General features: G+C 55.9%; 14 protein-coding genes. 13 read left to right on the plus strand and 1 reads right to left on the minus strand.

Going from position 1 to position 16,492, the window contains the following annotated elements:
* Nucleotides 1-4 precede the first annotated feature (4 nt).
* The 5 genes from CFB04_RS03400 to CFB04_RS03430 all read left to right on the plus strand — a co-directional run bounded on the left by CFB04_RS03400 (nucleotide 5) and on the right by CFB04_RS03430 (nucleotide 5,717).
* Nucleotides 5-643 (plus strand): BTAD domain-containing putative transcriptional regulator, encoded by a 639-nt coding sequence (locus tag CFB04_RS03400; protein WP_088533973.1) that lies wholly within the window; start codon nucleotides 5-7, stop codon nucleotides 641-643.
* Nucleotides 644-752: 109 nt separating this feature from the next.
* On the plus strand, nucleotides 753-2,504 hold the full coding sequence (locus CFB04_RS17770) for a hypothetical protein (protein WP_157698701.1): 1,752 nt from the start codon (nucleotides 753-755) through the stop codon (nucleotides 2,502-2,504).
* 139 nt (nucleotides 2,505-2,643) lie between these two features.
* Nucleotides 2,644-3,120, plus strand: a complete 477-nt coding sequence (locus tag CFB04_RS03415) for a hypothetical protein (RefSeq protein WP_088533976.1) — start codon at nucleotides 2,644-2,646, stop codon at nucleotides 3,118-3,120.
* 14 nt (nucleotides 3,121-3,134) lie between these two features.
* A complete protein-coding gene (locus tag CFB04_RS17775) occupies nucleotides 3,135-4,598 on the plus strand; it encodes a hypothetical protein (RefSeq protein WP_157698702.1) in 1,464 nt (487 codons plus the stop codon).
* Nucleotides 4,599-4,736: 138 nt separating this feature from the next.
* Nucleotides 4,737-5,717, plus strand: a complete 981-nt coding sequence (locus CFB04_RS03430; RefSeq protein ID WP_088533979.1) for a divergent polysaccharide deacetylase family protein — start codon at nucleotides 4,737-4,739, stop codon at nucleotides 5,715-5,717.
* On the opposite strand, the gene CFB04_RS03435 is transcribed toward CFB04_RS03430, so the two are convergent.
* Entirely contained in the window at nucleotides 5,693-7,159 is a 1,467-nt protein-coding gene (locus CFB04_RS03435; RefSeq protein WP_088533980.1) for a ParA family protein, read from the minus strand. The genes CFB04_RS03430 and CFB04_RS03435 overlap by 25 nt on opposite strands.
* A gap of 108 nt (nucleotides 7,160-7,267) precedes the next feature.
* Here CFB04_RS03435 and xseA point away from each other — a divergent pair, with 108 nt between their 5' ends.
* From xseA to CFB04_RS03475, 8 genes are all read left to right on the plus strand, one after another.
* Nucleotides 7,268-8,635: an exodeoxyribonuclease VII large subunit gene (gene xseA / locus CFB04_RS03440; RefSeq protein ID WP_088533981.1), complete on the plus strand. Its 1,368-nt coding sequence runs from the start codon at nucleotides 7,268-7,270 to the stop codon at nucleotides 8,633-8,635.
* A 56-nt stretch (nucleotides 8,636-8,691) separates the two neighbouring features.
* A complete protein-coding gene (locus tag CFB04_RS03445; RefSeq protein ID WP_088533982.1) occupies nucleotides 8,692-8,919 on the plus strand; it encodes an exodeoxyribonuclease VII small subunit in 228 nt (75 codons plus the stop codon).
* Nucleotides 8,920-8,958: 39 nt separating this feature from the next.
* A complete protein-coding gene (locus CFB04_RS03450; RefSeq protein WP_088536682.1) occupies nucleotides 8,959-9,852 on the plus strand; it encodes a polyprenyl synthetase family protein in 894 nt (297 codons plus the stop codon).
* Nucleotides 9,853-9,871: 19 nt separating this feature from the next.
* On the plus strand, nucleotides 9,872-11,776 hold the full coding sequence (dxs, locus tag CFB04_RS03455; protein ID WP_088533983.1) for a 1-deoxy-D-xylulose-5-phosphate synthase: 1,905 nt from the start codon (nucleotides 9,872-9,874) through the stop codon (nucleotides 11,774-11,776).
* A complete protein-coding gene (locus tag CFB04_RS03460; protein ID WP_304441155.1) occupies nucleotides 11,745-12,131 on the plus strand; it encodes a J domain-containing protein in 387 nt (128 codons plus the stop codon). The genes dxs and CFB04_RS03460 overlap by 32 nt, the downstream gene beginning before the upstream one ends.
* A gap of 2 nt (nucleotides 12,132-12,133) precedes the next feature.
* Nucleotides 12,134-13,408, plus strand: coding sequence for a tetratricopeptide repeat protein (locus CFB04_RS03465; RefSeq protein WP_088533984.1), 1,275 nt, complete (start codon nucleotides 12,134-12,136; stop codon nucleotides 13,406-13,408).
* A gap of 66 nt (nucleotides 13,409-13,474) precedes the next feature.
* The gene (locus CFB04_RS03470) at nucleotides 13,475-13,903 is read left to right on the plus strand and encodes an Rrf2 family transcriptional regulator (RefSeq protein ID WP_088533985.1); all 429 of its coding nucleotides are present in this window, start codon (nucleotides 13,475-13,477) and stop codon (nucleotides 13,901-13,903) included.
* A gap of 212 nt (nucleotides 13,904-14,115) precedes the next feature.
* Nucleotides 14,116-16,443 (plus strand): bifunctional diguanylate cyclase/phosphodiesterase, encoded by a 2,328-nt coding sequence (locus tag CFB04_RS03475; RefSeq protein WP_172825430.1) that lies wholly within the window; start codon nucleotides 14,116-14,118, stop codon nucleotides 16,441-16,443.
* The last annotated feature ends 49 nt before the right edge of the window (nucleotides 16,444-16,492 follow it).

Here is a 16,492-nt window from a genome sequence, read left to right on the forward strand (position 1 = left end):
GGGTGTGTGTGCTATCAGAAGCAGTAGAAAAAACGCAGGGTTGCAGCAGGTTTCGGTAAGGGTTTTTGGCGGTCTGGGTATCAGCTACAATGAAACACCGGTTGTAATAGCATGGGGAAGCCAAAAGGCACGGCTTCTTTTCTGTTCCCTGCTGGTCAGTTACGACCAGTGGATTCACCGCGACAGACTCATCGAAGTGCTTTGGCCCGGCTGCGATGTCGCCGCCGGAGTGAATAATTTCAAAACCACTCTCAGCCGTCTGCGGAAATCCTTTTCCGGCCCGCATGCAATCAATCCCGTCATGACTCAGGGTGAGGCCCTTAGGATCAACACTACCCTCATCAGCCTGGACGCCAGTGAGTTCCGCGCCGCTGCCACTGCCGGCATAAAGACATACGCCCGGGGTGACCTCAAGGGGGCAAAGCTCCTTCTTGAAAAGGCCCAGGATCTGTACACCGGCGACTTCCTCCCCGAGGAACCATTCAACCCTTACCTTACGGCTGCGCGAGATGATTTCGGCCGGCTCCACACTTCAGTCATAACAACCCTTGGAAAGGTCTATGAGCAGGAAGGAAACAAGGATGCTCTTGAAGCGATCCGGTTCCTCGTTTCAACGCAGTACCCGCTTGTCGAGCCAGCCTGATACTCCACTGTCGCCCGCGCCATACACCCAACGCCTCTCGGTGCTGTTCCCTTTACTTTTTTACATCCCTATCTTATAGTGGCTGCACCGAACTTTAATGGGAGGGTTTATGAAAAAGGGGATTTTCCTGACTTTGTTCATGTCTCTGATAGCATTAGCCGCTGGATGCGGCGGTGGCGGTGGAGGCGGTGGAGGCGGTGGAGCTACTACGACGATATCAGGGACGCCGTTTAAAGGCCCTTTTGTCAGCGGAACGGTTAATGTATATGATGTTTCGGGTGGCATTACGACAAGCGGAAGACAACTCCTTGGAACCGGCGCAATAAACTCCGATGGCTCCTACACAATAACCATTCCCGCAACATCAAATCCGGTTATGGTAGAGGTGGTAGGGGGCAGTTACAAGGACGAGACCAGCCCTACTGGTGCCCTGGTAGCTCTTGCCACGCCTTTGCGTGCTGTGATACCAAGTGGTGCTTCAAATGCTTCAGTTGCGGTGACACCTTTCACGGAACTCGCTACACAACGGGCAGCAGTTGCGACAACATCGATTCCCGCAGCAATAACTGAGGCGAATCAAAAGGTATCCCTTCTTTATCAAGTCCCCGACATTATTTCGACAACACCTATAGATCCTTCTGTAGCTTTCCCCTCAGGGTCGCTGGCTTCCAGCAAAAATTATGGCATTGCGCTTGCTGCTGTTTCCCAGCTAGCGAAGACACAAGGTAGTCTGGCAGCGGCGCTAAACAGGTTGTCGGTTAACTCCGGCACTATTTCAGATGTCGCAGCAGCCGAATTTACCACGGCGTTGACAACCTTTCTAACTTCGCAACAGAATGCCAACAGTGCTACGGTTCCTTCCCTTGATGCTACTCCTTTTAGGAATGTAGGATCGCAGGTAGCTGTGACACTCCAGCCGCAGAAAACCAGGGCTATCGCCAATGGAGCTGATAGCGTCACAATGACTGCTTCACTCTCTCCTGCGGTACCAGACAACTCCGAGGTGACTTTCTCAATAACTTCCGGGAATGCGGTTTTCTCCAACGGGCAAAACAGTATTAAAGCCGGAACAGCGGGAAGTGCCGCAGCCGCCACTATCACTGCAACCGCTGCAGGCGCGGTTACGGTCAATGCGACATACCTACCGGGAATATCCGGCAACTCTACCGTGACGTTTGTTATCCCTACGGTCAGTATATCTGCTTCCCCGAACGCAGCCCTACCCAACGGGACAAATAGAATCACACTGACTGCCACGGTGGCCTCAGGGGTACCTGAGGTTACAACGGTCTCCTTTGCGGTGTCGTCCGGAACGGCAACTCTTGTAACCCCAGCGACTGTAACGCTAGTCAACGGCGTTGCTTCTGTTGACGTGGTATCGTCAACTCCTGGAGACGTTACAGTCGCTGTTACATATGCTCCAGGAGTTTCATCCAGTGCAACAATAAAATTTGCTACGCCTGCAAAAGCCGTGGTCACACTTGCCCTCAAGCAGACGAGGAACAACGTACGCTTCCTTGATCTGAATCTTGATCACTCCCCTGCGTCAGGTGCGACCTATAGCAGCAACAGGACGCTCAATTCGGACATGAATGTTTTTGGAGTCTTCCCCAGTGCCGCTACGCTTCGGGTGAACATTTTGCGGAGCTCCGGAGTGACAGGCTTCAATGCCAGTGCGGGCACTCCTTTTGTGGAGTTTACCTATGATATAACAGGGAATGTCCCGGTGTTCTCCATCAGCAACGCTGTTCTTGGGTTATTTAATCCGGCGACACCCGATGTCTCTACTGAGGTTCCCCTTACTACCGACGATTTCAATATTTCCGTGTCCTTTTTGGATGCACAGGGCAACCCCCTGTAGCTTCACTCGCAAGGCCGGCAGCTAGCTGCCGGCCTTCTCCTTTTGCAACTCTTCCACTTTTTCCTCACCCTGGTCCCCATCATTCCGAGTCCCTGCTATACTTGTTGATAATTAAAAATTATCAAAGGAGGGATCGGCTATGAGGCATAAAAGTCTTGTAACGGTGGTGCTGCTGTATGCTATTATCACGCTTGCCGGCTGCGGGGGTGGTGGTGGAGATGGTGGCGGGGCGGCAGCCCAGCAGCCGACCACCGCCGTAGTGAGAGTAGCCCTGAACACACAGGTAAACAACCTGGCGGTTCTTGTATTCGACCTTATTCCCACAGCAGGCACCACATTTACGACAGTCAGGGGCATCAACGAAGCATCGGTCAACAACTTCGTCGGACCTCTCGACCAGACGAACCCTCAGTCCACAACCTACACGCTGATAAGCTCCGGGGGGATCAACGCGGCAGCCAACAGGGATATTCTCGAATTTACATACGCCATCGGCGCGGGTGCGCCCACCCCGACCTTCCAGATCGGAAGCACCGTCAGCGCCACTACCACCACCGGGCAGGATGTGCCGATCGTTCCTGCCAACTTCGTTGTAACGACACAACTCAGTCCATAAGGAACAGGAACAGTATGAAGAAAAACAAAATCTTTTCGCTCTTAGTCGTTGCGTTTCTCGTTATAGCCTCCTCTTCCATGGGGTATGCGGCACGACTAACTCTCACCTCCACTGGTCCTGGGGTTTTTCTTCTGCAAGCTGGTGAGTTCTCTAGTTTGAGTGGTGTTGTAGTCGAGATGGCATATGATGTAAACCTACTTGAAAGTCCCCAGGTTCAGATAGGGAGCGTTGTCAATGTGTCAGGAGCTTTCAAAACAATTAATACCGAAAAAATGCCCGCAGGAAAGCTGCGTTTTTCAGTCGCCGGTTTAACGAAGTTCGGAAGCAGTGGGGCTGTTGCTGTCATCAGCTTTAATAAAAAAGTTAAGGACGCTTCTGCGACTGCTCAATTGACGTCCGTGGATGCTTCAACGCCCGAGGCGCAACTAGTACGGGTGAATTATAGTACAGCGCCGGTATCCGATACCGCCTTTGCTAGTAGCACACCGACTACTTCCGACGAGGGCGGTGGTACAACCACTACCACGGGCGGTGGTACAACCACTACCACGGGCGGCGGTACAACCACTACCACGGGCGGCGGTACAACCACTACCACGGGCGGCAGCTGGTCAGGTCCAGGCACCATAACTTTCCCGGGCGATTCGAGCGATAAACCGGCAGAGGATACAGCGCGTACCGAAACGCCCCAGGAAACGCCCCCGTACCAGCAAGTGGAAGAGCGTGTCGCTGCGGCGTCCGCCGAGGAGCAGCCGGCATCGAAGCAGGAGGAGGCGAAGCAGGGAGGGGAGAAGTTCACTTCCTATCCCAGCGTTCTGGAAAGATTCAAGAAGTTTGAAGGGGAGAAGACACCCAGGGCGTTGCTGGCGCTCTTCGATGCTCCTGTTGCCCCCGGTATCAAGCAGGAGCCCGAAATCGCCTTGAGTGATGGAACAACTAAAGTCAGGGTAACCATCGAGTTGCCCGCGGGGGGTAAGGAGAGCCCGAATTTTGCTCTCAAGCGCGCGAAGCTGGTGTCTCTCAAAAATGACGAAAAGAACAGGTGGCTCGTGGAAGCATTGCCTTCCAAGGATGCCAGCGACGTGAGCATTACCGCGCTGCAGGGCAACTCGATGACGGAAATCCCGCTGCTGGTGGTCCAACCGCTCCCGCCGAGCATCCTCCCCAAGGAGGGCTTTACGGAAGCTGCCCTGGCTCAGTTCCTCAAGGAGCGCGGGACGGAGAAGGAGCCGAAATTCGACCTGAACGGCGATAAGGTGCGCAACTATGTCGACGACTATATCTTTGCAGCCAACTATGTTGCCAAACACGGGAAGAAGAAGGTGGCCGAGGACCTGAAGAAAGAGGACCAAAAGAAACAAGCTGAACAGCAGAAAGGTGCAGTGGCTCCCCCGGTCGTTGCGCCGCCAGCTAAACCGGGCCAGGATAAACCTGCTTCGAAACAGGACTCGAAAAAGCCTGCAAAGAAAAAGAAGTGATTTGTTGTAAGTTGAGGAAATACAATGCCCCCGGGAGAATCCGGGGGCTTTTTTTGCTCGTTTCTCACTGATCGATGGAAGCACAACGTCGTTTAAAAATGTGCGGCTCCATGCTATAGAAGATGGAGATTGGCAGGAATGCGGCCTGTGCCGGGCCGGGATGGACCGGACGGGGAATCACGAAAGGAGCATGGGGTGGCGCGTGGCGGTAGAAAAAAGGGGAGTGCGCGGAGGAAGAAGGGGAGGTCCGGCTCACTGCTAGTGCTGCTGGGAGTCGTTCTCCTCATAGCGCTGTCATTTTTCCTCCTGGAAATGCTTCGGAGCAAAGGTTCAGGTAAGCCGGAGCGGCCGGTGCCTCCCGTGGAGCGTCATGCCCTTCCGCCGCGGGAGGTGGAGTCGCCGGTGCTTCGTTCTTTCAGTACTCCTCCGGCACCTGTAGGCAAGAAAGATTTCCGGCGTGGGAGCGTCGCCATCATCATTGACGATATGGGGAGCAGCCTTCGGGAGGTAAACGATCTGATGGCGATAAAGGTCCCATTGACCTTTGCTGTAATTCCAGGGCTGGCCAGGGACCGAGAGGTGGCCGAGGAAGCTCACCGCAAAGGGTACGAGGTGATGCTGCATCTCCCTATGGAGCCGCAAGGGTACCCGCAGCAGCGGCTGGAGAAGAACGGTCTGCTCGTAAGTCAGGAAGAGGATGAGATTGCGCGCAGGGTGAGGGTACTCGTCGCGGAAGTGCCGTACGCGGCTGGCGCGAACAACCATATGGGGTCGCGTTTCACCGAGCATGAGGAGAAAATGAGGGCGGCGCTGGGAGTCTTGCGGGAGAAGAACTTCTTTTTCATCGATAGCAGGACCAGTCCGAAGTCGGTGGGGTATAGGCTCGCCCGTTCAATGGGCATCGAGGCAGGGACGCGGAGCGTTTTTCTCGATAATGTTCAGGAGGTGGGGGCGATACGGCGGCAGATCGATGAGCTGGCGGCGATGGCCGGCAAGAGAGGTAGCGCCATCGGCATCGGCCATCCGCACCCGGCGACCATCCGGGCGCTGGCGGCGGCGCTCCCCGAACTCAGCAGAGAGGGGATAACTTTTGTCTACGCATCAGCTCTTGCGAGGTAGGACGGATCTTTTGCGGGCTGTGCCGCGCCGATAACCGGACCTTCTCCTTCCGCCTCCAGGTAGCGGGCGGCCTGACGTTTCAGTTTCACGAATTCCCGGTACTTCTCCTCCCGCAGGATAGCTTCCGGCTCCTGAGGGTTCGTCGGATGAATCAGGAGGAAGCCGTCCCTGAAACTTTCTCCGTATCCCTCCAGTGTTTCCCGCATCATCCCGTAGAGCTTGCTCCGTTCCCGCGACAGAAGCGACCCTTCATGCTCCTTGAGCGGATGGCGCTTTTTCAGGAGCGGCGAGCCCTGGCGATCGAACTGGACGAACTCGACGTCATGACCGTCGGAACCCTTGAGGGGGCGGAGCAGGAAGGTCGAGTCTCGCGCCGATTCAAGAAATATATGCCACGTCGGGTCATTTTCAGTGACGGTCTTCCCGAGTTGGTAGACATTGGAGAAAAGCAGGTCCAGGAAGCACCGCTCTTCGATGAACCCGCACGATCCTCCGTCTGAAGTTTCGAAATAGAAAGCTGCGTTTCCTGCATCCTGCCGGGGTAGCTGAGTGCGGCACAGCGGGCAGTCCTTCCGTACTCCGGTGAGGCGGGCGTAAAATTCTTCCTTTTTACGGTTATCCTCGGCGGTGTACCACTGCTGAAACAGGAGCGATCGAGGTTCTTTTACCTGCTTCATCTCGCGGAGTAGCTGGGTCGCCAGCTGGTGGAACTGCCCGTATACTTCGGTTCCGCGTGCATATGTGAGAATGGGGTAGACGCGCCCATCCGGGTTGGTGCTGAGGCTTTCGACTTTCGGGCTTTTGGAGATGTAGGTGTCGAGGCAGCGGTAGCCGCGGTTGATGGCGTAGGATTTGAGCAGGGTCCGCTGATCGCGGAAGATGCCCTCGAACTTGATCCTGGAGTCGATGAGGCAGGGGATGAGGGAGAGGCTTTTCCGATCGAGCCCCTTCTGATCGAACAGGTCGAAGATATTCCTGCAGTTTTCAAGTGACGCCATATCCTTTACCGGGATGATTACCCGATCGGCTGCGTAGAGCGCATTCTGGGTCAGGACATCCAGGTCCGGGCGGGTGTCTATGATGACAACTCCCGGTATCCCGGAGGCGGCAAGTAGCCGGGCGAGGACCATGCTGCCCTTGAACGAGTGCTTCAGGTCGTTGAGGGCACCGGATGAGGGGATGTAATTGACCCCGTACTGCCCGGTATGGAGCAGTTCGTGACCTGGCGTTTCAAGGAGCAGGTCGACGACGCTCCCGCGCAGAGGTTGCCCCTTGATCTCGAACATCTTGTCCACGGTGAAATGGTTGTCGAAGGAGAAGATGGAGACTGGAAGGTCTTCGCTGAGGGCCTTGATGAAAATTGCCAGATTGGTTGCGAGGGTTGTCTTGCCGACTCCCCCCTTTTCGGAGGAGACGGTAATTACATAGGGAAAACTTTGCATGGCGGCATCTTAGTATGAATGGCCTGCATGGTCAACCGGTTTGACAGTGCCGGGGGGCTGTGATAAGAACGAGGGCGCGTCCGCTGCAGGCGCGCTTCCGGAGGAGTTGTGGAGCTGTTCGCCGAAAAGAGAATACTGACCGTGAGCCAGCTCACTTCCCTCATAAGGGGCGTTCTCGAAGAGAATTTCGAGCATGTCTGGGTTGAGGGGGAACTGTCCAATTGCGCCGTCCCTGCTTCCGGTCATTTTTACTGCACATTGCGGGATAGCGGAGCGCAGCTGCGCTGCATAATGTTCAAAGGCGCGGTCAGGGCACTACGCTTCAGACCCCGCGACGGGATGAGGATCATCGTCCGCGGAAGGCTCACTGTCTACGACCAGCGGGGGGAGTACCAGCTGATTGCCGAGTACATCGAGCCGCAGGGGATCGGGGCGCTTCAGATGGCCTTCATGCAGCTAAAGGAGAAACTCGCAGGTGAAGGTCTCTTCGAGGAAGAGCACAAGAAGTCTCTACCCAAGCTTCCCCAGCGGATCGGCATTGTCACCTCCCCGACTGGGGCTGCCATTCATGACATCCTTCATGTACTGAACCGCCGGTTCACGAACGTAGAGATTCTCATCCGACCGGTGAGGGTACAGGGTGAGGGGGCTGCCGCGGAGATTGCCGAGGCGATAGAAGACTTCAACCGGTACGGCCGGGTGGATGTCATGATCGTCGGGCGTGGCGGTGGGAGCCTGGAGGATCTATGGTCCTTCAACGAGGAGGTTGTGGCAAGGGCGATCTATCGCTCGACAATCCCCGTAATTTCTGCCGTGGGGCACGAAGTGGATTTTACCATCGCCGATTTTGTGGCAGATCTGCGGGCCCCGACACCATCGGCGGCTGCCGAGCTGGTGGTGCGGAGCAAGGCTGAGCTGACGGCTGAACTCGAATCGCTGGAACACCGGCTGGGGCGGGTTGTGTCACACAGTCTGCGGTCGCTGCGGGGGGAGCTGAAATATCTTTCAGGTGCATTGAAAGACCCGACCCTTCTCGTCGGGCACGCGGCACAGCGGCTGGACGACCTGCACGGGCGGCTCCAGCGTGCCGCTCGAACGGATATTACAAGAAGGCGCGAGGGTATATCGGCTATGCGGACTCACCTGCGCCTGACGAATCCGGCACTTCATGTGGAGCGTGGGAGAGAGCTGATTCTGACCCTTACCGCCAGGAGTGAAAAAGGAATTCGCCGTATTCTCGAACAGAGTCATGAAGCGGCAGCTGTAAACGGGGCGAAACTCCACGCACTTTCGCCGCTCCTTACGCTTGCCCGGGGGTATGCCGTGGCGCGCAGGCTCCCGGAAGGGTCACTGATAATTGACAGCGACCGGCTCACGCCGGGGGACCGGCTCGACCTGCGCCTGCACCGCGGTGGGGCAACCTGTGTAGTCGAAGAAGTGACAGGAACGGAGCCGCCTGCGGAGCGACTTCCTTGACTGAGACGAAGTAAGCTGTATAATGGGCGCTCTTTTAGAGAAGATAGGGAACGATCATGGCTGTCGAGAAATTTGAAACGGCGCTGAAAAAACTTGAAGAGGTGGTCCGGCGACTGGAAGAAGGGGAGCTTTCCCTGGAAGAGTCACTCCGGGCTTTCGAAGAAGGGGTAAAATACGCGGCCTTTTGTACCCGAAAACTGGACGAGGCGGAGAAAAAGGTCGAACTCCTCCTCAAACAGAAGAATGGCGGCTTCATAAAGGAGGAGTTCCGGCTCGACGAGTGATTGATGAATTGTCACGCCACGGGCGGATTAAAGCATATCATGGACCTGAAACAGTACCTGAAAGAACGGTGCAGGCTGGTGGACGAGGCGCTGGAGCGCTACCTTCCCAAAGAGGACGAACTCCCCTCCATTCTTCACAAATCGATGCGCTACTCCGTCTTCGCCGGGGGGAAGAGGATCCGTCCTATCCTCATGCTGGCCGCATGCGAATCGGTGGGGGGAGATCTGTCCCACGCGATGCCGGCGGCGTGCGCCATGGAGATGATTCACACATACTCTCTCGTTCACGATGATCTTCCCGCCATGGACGATGATGACTTCCGGCGAGGCAATCCGACGAACCATAAGGTTTTTGGAGAGGCGGTCGCCATCCTTGCGGGGGATGCACTACTTACCCAGGCGTTCATCCTCATGAGCAGGAATGTGAATGGATCGAAACCATCCGCCGAACGTCTCCTCGCGGTGATTCAGGAAATATCGTGCTGCGCAGGGTCGCACGGGATGGTCGGCGGTCAGGTCGTGGATATGGAGAGTGAAGGGAATCAGGAAATTGATCTTCCGACACTCCAGTACATCCACACCCGAAAGACCGGTGCCCTGATGAAGGCGTCGGTAAAAGCCGGAGCTATTCTCGGCGGCGCTGACGACTCGGCTGTTTCCTCCCTCACCAGGTACGGCGAAGCAATCGGTCTCGCCTTCCAGATAGCCGACGATATCCTCGACATAGTAGGGACTACCGAAGAACTCGGCAAGGATGCGGGGAGCGATGAGGCAAGGGGAAAAGCGACCTATCCCGCTCTAATGGGGCTTGCTGAATCTAAACGGCGAGCCGCCGAACTCGTTGACATGGCCCTGGATGCCCTTTCTTCATTCGATTCGAAGGCCGATCCGCTGCGGGAGATCGCCCGCTATATCGTGGCCAGAAAATCCTAGGTTCCGGAGCAAACCGGCAATGTCTCTGCTCAAGACCATAGATTCACCCCAGTCGCTGAAAGCATTATCCCCCAGGGAGCTGCAAGCTCTCGCCCAGGAGCTGCGCCAGGAAATAATAGCTACCTGTGCTGCCAATGGCGGGCATCTGGCTCCGAGCCTGGGCGTGGTTGAACTCACCCTCGCGCTTCATCGGGTATTCGAGTCGCCCCAGGACCGGATAGTCTGGGATGTGGGACACCAGGCTTACGCTCATAAACTGCTGACCGGACGCAGGGAGAGGTTCGCGACGCTGCGCACCTTCGGTGGGATCAGCGGGTTTCCCAAACGCGCTGAGTCCCCTCACGATGTTTTCGATGTGGGGCACTCTTCAACCTCCATTTCCGCGGCCCTCGGGATGGCTGCGGCCCGTGATCTCAAGGGAGGACGGAACAAGGTTGTCGCCGTAATCGGCGACGGTTCCATGACCGGGGGAGTCGCCTATGAAGGACTCAACCATGCAGGGCACTTGAACAAGGACCTCGTCGTCATCCTCAATGACAACGAGATGTCCATCGCAGAAAATGTCGGCGCCCTCTCCAATTTTCTCAGCCGCTCCATCACGAGCGAGTTCGTTCACAAGATAAAGAAAGATGTTGAAGGTTTTCTGGAAGGACTGGATGGCCTCGGCCGGGGCATGCTGAAAGTAGCCAAGCGTGCCGAGGAGTCGCTCAAGGGGCTTTTCACACCGGGAATGCTGTTCGAGGCGTTCGGGTTCGAATACATCGGTCCCATAGACGGGCACGACATTGAAGAACTTACAAGGACTCTGGAGAACGTCAGGCGGTTCGACGACGCGGTGCTGATCCACGTGCTCACCCGGAAAGGAAAGGGGTATTCTCCGGCGGAAGAGAACCCGTCACTCTTTCATGGCGTCGGCCCTTTTGAAGTATCGAGCGGAAAGATACTGAAAGGGAAGGGGGGCGCTGCTTCATACACCGCGGTCTTCGGAGACACAATGAAGAAGATTGCCGCCGATGATGACAGGATTGTGGCGATAACCGCTGCTATGCCCGACGGCACGGGGCTTGCCGGCTTCGGAAAAGATTATCCGGAAAGGTTTTTCGACGTCGGTATTGCTGAGCAGCACGGCGTCACCTTTGCGGCCGGCCTTGCAGCCGGAGGGCTCAGGCCCGTTTTTGCGGTCTACTCATCCTTTCTGCAACGGGCATACGATCAGGTATTCCACGATGTCTGTCTTCAGAACCTGCCGGTCACTTTCGCCATCGACCGGGCCGGTGTGGTCGGCAGTGACGGGCCTACTCACCATGGGGTGTTCGATCTGAGCTACCTTCGCCATCTTCCCAATATGATCCTGATGGCGCCGAAGGATGAGAATGAACTGCAGCACATGCTCTTCACCGCGGTTAACGGCAACGGGCCTGCAGCCGTCCGCTATCCGCGGGGAAACGGCTATGGCGTGCCGCTCGACCAGCAGCTCCATCAGGTTCCTCTCGGGAAGGGGGAGATGCTGCGCGGTGGAAGCGATGCCACTATTCTCGCCGTGGGTACCATGGTGCGTCCTTCGCTCGAAGCGGCGGCCATCCTTGCCGGAGAAGGGATAGAGGTGTCCGTCTGCAATGCGAGATTCATCAAGCCCCTCGACTCCGAGCTCATCCTGGCCGAGGCCCGACGGACAGGTGTACTCTGCACGGTAGAGGAAAATGTCCTTCAGGGTGGATTCGGGTCAGCGGTTCTGGAGTTGCTTGAGGAGGCAGAGATGCCTGGGGTACGGGTGGCACGCCTCGGGTACCCGGACCGTTACGTGGAACAGGGTGAGCAGCCGGAGCTCCGCTCTATTTACGGGCTGGATACGGGCGGCATAGCATCGGCGGTAAGAAGCCTTGTGACCTCCGATGACTGGAAAACTGCACGGGGTGAACAGTAGCGAGGCGGATGAAGCATCCGGATCGGGTTTCAAAGTGCGCCTCGGGAAAGTGTGCTATAGTTTCGCCATGACCTACACGGAACTGAGAGACGCACTGGAAACCTTCAAATTGTCGGATCGGGCGACCCTCTGCGAGATCAAGAGCAGGCACCGTGAACTGGTCAAGCTGCACCATCCTGACTGCGGCGCGCCCACGGAACCGGGTTTGATCTCCCGCATCAATGCCTCGTACGCTGTTCTTCTCGCCTATGTGAACAATTACCGCTTTTCTTTTGCCGAGGATGAGTTTTACATCCAGAATCCGGACGAACAGCTCTCCCGCCGCTTCGCTGATCCTTTATGGGGGGAGAGGTGACGATGGTACGTTACTTTTTCCCAGAAGCTTTCGTGCGTGTCCTATTCGCCGGCTTCCTTATTCTCTCCTGCACATCCCCGCCGGCCTCAGCCGACGATCCAATTTCTCTCAACAACTACGCTAACGAACTCCTCAAGAAGCAAGAGTATGAGAAAGCCCTGGAACAGCTCCGGAAGGCCTTCAGCTTGTATCCGTATGAGCCGACCCTGCGCAGGAACCTTGCGGAGGCGTACGCCTACGTCGGGAATCGGCAACTGGAGAAGAACTCGTACGAGGAGGCCGCCGCCACCTTTGACCGGGCCCGCGAGCTTTTCCCGGATGAGGTCAAATACGTGATGATGCGGGGGGTGGCGCTCTACCTTGCCAAAAACTACGATGCTGCCCAGATCGAGCTTGAGCGGGCACGAAGTAACGGGGGGGAAACAGCCGAGGTCCTGTTCTTCCTCGGACGTGCTCGCTACGACACCGGGAGCCTTTCAGGAGCCATCGAGTTGTGGGAGCAAGCCCTTCAGTTGGATCCGACAAGGAAGGTGATTCAGGAGGCACTGGAAAAGGCGCGCAGGGAGTCCAAGGTGGAGGCAGGGATGGACAGAGGCTACAGTTCCCGCTTCACCGTTTCCTACGATACTGGCACCAGCTCCGATCTCGCCGACAGTATCCTTTCCACCCTCGAAGATGCCTACAATCAGGTAGGTTCCGATCTTTCCCATTTTCCCACCTCGCGTGTCCCGCTGATAATCTATACGAAGAAGGACTACCGCACCATAACGACGAGCCCGGAGTGGTCCGGAGGCCTGTATGACGGGAAAATCCGCCTTCCGGTTGGGGGGGCGAGCAAGCTGACTCCCTTGCTGCAAGGTGTTCTGTTCCACGAATATACCCATGTCGTTGTCCAGGAACTGGCGGCCGGAAGGTGCCCTACCTGGTTGAACGAGGGGCTTGCGGAATATGAGGAACGCCGTGTCTTCGAAAGGCCCCTCACTGAGCTGAAACGCAGGATTCGGCAAGGCAGTGTGTTGTCCTTCGATACGCTGGAAAGATCCTTTGCGTCCCTTGCGACAAATGACGTAGTACTGGCCTACGAGCAGAGCTATTCGCTGGTGTCCTACATGATCTCGACATACGGCTGGCACAAGGTGCGGGATATTCTTGTCAACCTGGGCGCCGGAATGAATCAGGAATCCGCCGTAACAGCAGCTCTGGAGGATTTCGGTCTGGATTTCCGGAAGGTGGTGGAGGAATGGACAGCGTTCGCGGCAAAGGAATTCGCGGAGTAGAGGTTTATATTGACAGGTGACGGTTTCTGGTCTAATAAGAGACAAAATCGGTCCTAAAGGTGTTTTATGATGGAGCTGACCCGCAAGGGTGAATATGCAATCAGGGGCATTATCTATCTGGCGCGCCTCCCTAAGGGGAAGGTAGCGCTCATCAGCGAGATTGCGGAAGCCACGTGCGTTCCGCAAACATTCCTGGCAAAGATATTCCAGAGCTTCGCAAAACTCGGCCTAGTCAACTCCTACCGCGGCACTGGCGGTGGATTCGTTCTTGGCAGGCCGCCGGGGCAGATCACTCTGCGGGAGGTCGTGGAGGCGGTTGAGGGTCCCATCATGCCGAACCGTTGCCTGATAGCTGATGGTGGGTGCGATCATGACAGAAAGTGTCTTGTTCACCCCGTGTGGCGGAAAGTGCAGCAGGAAGTTATTTCTATTCTCGACGGAGTCAGCATCGAGGATCTGGCGCGCGAGGTGGCCGACGGCGTCAACAGAAGCTAGAGCAGTAAAAGAAATTTTAGTGAATTTAAAGTAATAATACTTGAGTTACTCAGGGATCCCGATGTGGCGGCAGAAGTTCACGCATGTACGGTCACGGTACCAGCAGTAGCTGGGGGAGTGCTTTCTGATGTGGATTTAAACTCTCATTAAAGTAAAGCTTTTTCAGGGTGTGGCCGATAAGCAAACAAATGTCCAATGTCCCTGGAAATTACGTGACAAGATCCTTCAGAATACCGCTGCTTATAGCATGCATCTACGCACTTTTCGGGTCGTTGTGGGTTTATGTTTCCGACGACATCCTCTTCAAGGTGACGGAGGATTCGATCCGTCTGACTCGCCTGGCGACGCTCAAAGGGCTCTCTTACGTCGCATTCACCACATTTCTCCTCTACTATGCGGTTCGCGTTCCTCTTCGGAAGCTCTTCAAGGTCGAGCTGGAGCTGAAAAGCCAGAAGAAGGAACTTGAGATGGCTCTGGCGCGGATGGCGGAGGAAAAAGCAAAAACCGAATCCATAATCGCCGGAATAGCCGACGGTATATCCATCCATGATGCCGACTATCGCATCATCTATCAGAACGAGGCTTTGCAGAACCTTCTGGGAAACCATGTAGGCAAACACTGTTTTCAAGCCTATCGCGGCAAAACTGAGGTTTGCGGAGACTGCGTTCTCGGAGATATGTTCAGGGACGGCAAGACACGAAGGATCGAACGCACCGCGATCATCGGGAATAAGAAATTCTATCTCGACAATACCGTCTCCCCGATCCGCAATGCAGAGGGTAATATTGTCGCGGGTCTGGAGCTGATCAGGGATGTAACGGATCGCCGTAATTCCGATGAAAAGCTTCGCACGACCCAGGAATTCCTTGCTAACCTCATGGAACTCGTGCCTATGCCCATATACGTGACCGGCACCGACGGAAAGCTCCGCATGGTCAACGACGCATGGGAGAAATTCACCGGAATTTCACGAGAAGAAGCGGTTGCAAGCCCCATCGGCCGCTTCTTTCAGAACGAGGTCGCACAGCAGTTCATGAGGACAGAGCCGGCTACGGGTGACGGAACCCTGCCTGTGACTACCGAGCAGTTCGTGAATTCCGGGGCCGGCCGGCAGTATTTCCATACGGTGAAGTTTCCTCTGCACGACTCGGCCGGATGCGTCGAGGCAGTAGGAGGTATCCTCGTCGATATAACAGAGCGCAAGAGGTTCGAAGAGCAGCTGGTATATCAGGCTACCCACGATTACCTGACGGGGCTCCCCAATCGCAACCTTCTCCATGAGCGACTCGATCAGGCCCTCGAATTCGAGTATCACAACAAGGGGCTGTTGGCGCTTCTTCTGCTCGATCTCGATAACTTCAAGATGATCAACGACACTTTTGGCCATCCGGCCGGCGATCTGCTCCTCAAGGATGTTGCAGACAAGTTGAAGCACAACCTGCGTCAGTACGACACTTTTGCGCGGCTCGGAGGGGACGAATTCGTAATACTCATCCGCGATACCGAACGGAATCTGGACATAGGCAGAATAGCCGCCCGCATCCTCTCCATGTTCGATCATCCCATTACCCTTAAAGGGCAGGAGGTTTTCGTTACCGCAAGCATAGGGATAGCAATGTTCCCTGAGGATGGTGAGAGTGGGGAACTGCTTCTCAGAAACGCCGATGCCGCCATGTTTCATGCTAAGAAAAAAGGAAAAAACAACTACCAGTTCTTCACCGAGGCTATTAATGCGGACGTTCACGAGCGGCTTGCCATGGAAACCAAGCTGCGTCGGGCACTTGAGCGGGAAGAATTCTCATTGCACTACCAGCCGCGGATCGAGATGTCTTCGGGGCGAATCAGCGGCATGGAGGCGCTCCTCAGATGGCAACCCGACGGCGGCAAGTTAGTCTCCCCTGCAGAGTTCATTCCGCTGCTAGAAGAAACCGGACTTATCGTACCGGTGGAAGAGTGGGTGCTGCGGACCGCTTGCAGCCAGGCGAAGGCATGGCAGGATGCCGGGATGCAGAGGCTGCGGCTTGCCGTCAATATTTCCGCCCGCCATTTTTCCCAGGAAAACCTCCCTGACAAGATTTCGCAGATTCTGTTCGAAACGGGGCTGGAGGCTGAATCTCTTGAAATCGAACTGACTGAGAGCATCATCATGAAGGATGTTGCCGAGTCCGTCCGCAAGCTCGATGCACTCAAGCGGATGGGGGTGACCTTTTCCATCGACGATTTCGGCACCGGCTACTCTTCTCTCAGCTACCTCAAGCGCTTTCCCATCGACGTACTTAAAATCGACCGTTCCTTCGTGGACGGAATACCCCATGATTCCAGCGACACGACCATCGCAACGACCGTCATCGCAATGGCCCACAACCTCAACATGTCGGTTGTGGCCGAGGGGGTCGAAACCATGGAGCAACTCGCCTTCCTCGCCGAGAACAGCTGCGACGAATACCAGGGGTTCTATTTTTCCAAGCCACTCACCGCGCCGGACTTCGCACGATTTCTCACCACTCGGAAGCCTGTAATGCGTCACGCCGCTACCTAAGCCTTTCCAGCTCCTTTCTTTCCATCCAGACTTTACGCCCTTTCGCTTT

It is taken from the genome of Geobacter sp. DSM 9736 (assembly GCF_900187405.1).
GTDB lineage: Bacteria > Desulfobacterota > Desulfuromonadia > Geobacterales > Geobacteraceae > DSM-9736.

What these genes read in the sequence shown, in the direction of transcription:
- CFB04_RS17770 (WP_157698701.1), top strand. Translation starts at nt 753, where the DNA reads ATGAAAAAGGGGATTTTCCTGACTTTGTTCATGTCTCTGATAGCATTA.
- CFB04_RS03415 (WP_088533976.1), top strand. Translation starts at nt 2,644, where the DNA reads ATGAGGCATAAAAGTCTTGTAACGGTGGTGCTGCTGTATGCTATTATC.
- CFB04_RS17775 (WP_157698702.1), top strand. Translation starts at nt 3,135, where the DNA reads ATGAAGAAAAACAAAATCTTTTCGCTCTTAGTCGTTGCGTTTCTCGTT.
- CFB04_RS03430 (WP_088533979.1), top strand. Translation starts at nt 4,737, where the DNA reads ATGCGGCCTGTGCCGGGCCGGGATGGACCGGACGGGGAATCACGAAAG.
- CFB04_RS03435 (WP_088533980.1), bottom strand. Translation starts at nt 7,159, where the DNA reads ATGCAAAGTTTTCCCTATGTAATTACCGTCTCCTCCGAAAAGGGGGGA.
- CFB04_RS03445 (WP_088533982.1), top strand. Translation starts at nt 8,692, where the DNA reads ATGGCTGTCGAGAAATTTGAAACGGCGCTGAAAAAACTTGAAGAGGTG.
- CFB04_RS03450 (WP_088536682.1), top strand. Translation starts at nt 8,959, where the DNA reads ATGGACCTGAAACAGTACCTGAAAGAACGGTGCAGGCTGGTGGACGAG.
- dxs (WP_088533983.1), top strand. Translation starts at nt 9,872, where the DNA reads ATGTCTCTGCTCAAGACCATAGATTCACCCCAGTCGCTGAAAGCATTA.
- CFB04_RS03460 (WP_304441155.1), top strand. Translation starts at nt 11,745, where the DNA reads ATGACTGGAAAACTGCACGGGGTGAACAGTAGCGAGGCGGATGAAGCA.
- CFB04_RS03465 (WP_088533984.1), top strand. Translation starts at nt 12,134, where the DNA reads ATGGTACGTTACTTTTTCCCAGAAGCTTTCGTGCGTGTCCTATTCGCC.
- CFB04_RS03470 (WP_088533985.1), top strand. Translation starts at nt 13,475, where the DNA reads ATGATGGAGCTGACCCGCAAGGGTGAATATGCAATCAGGGGCATTATC.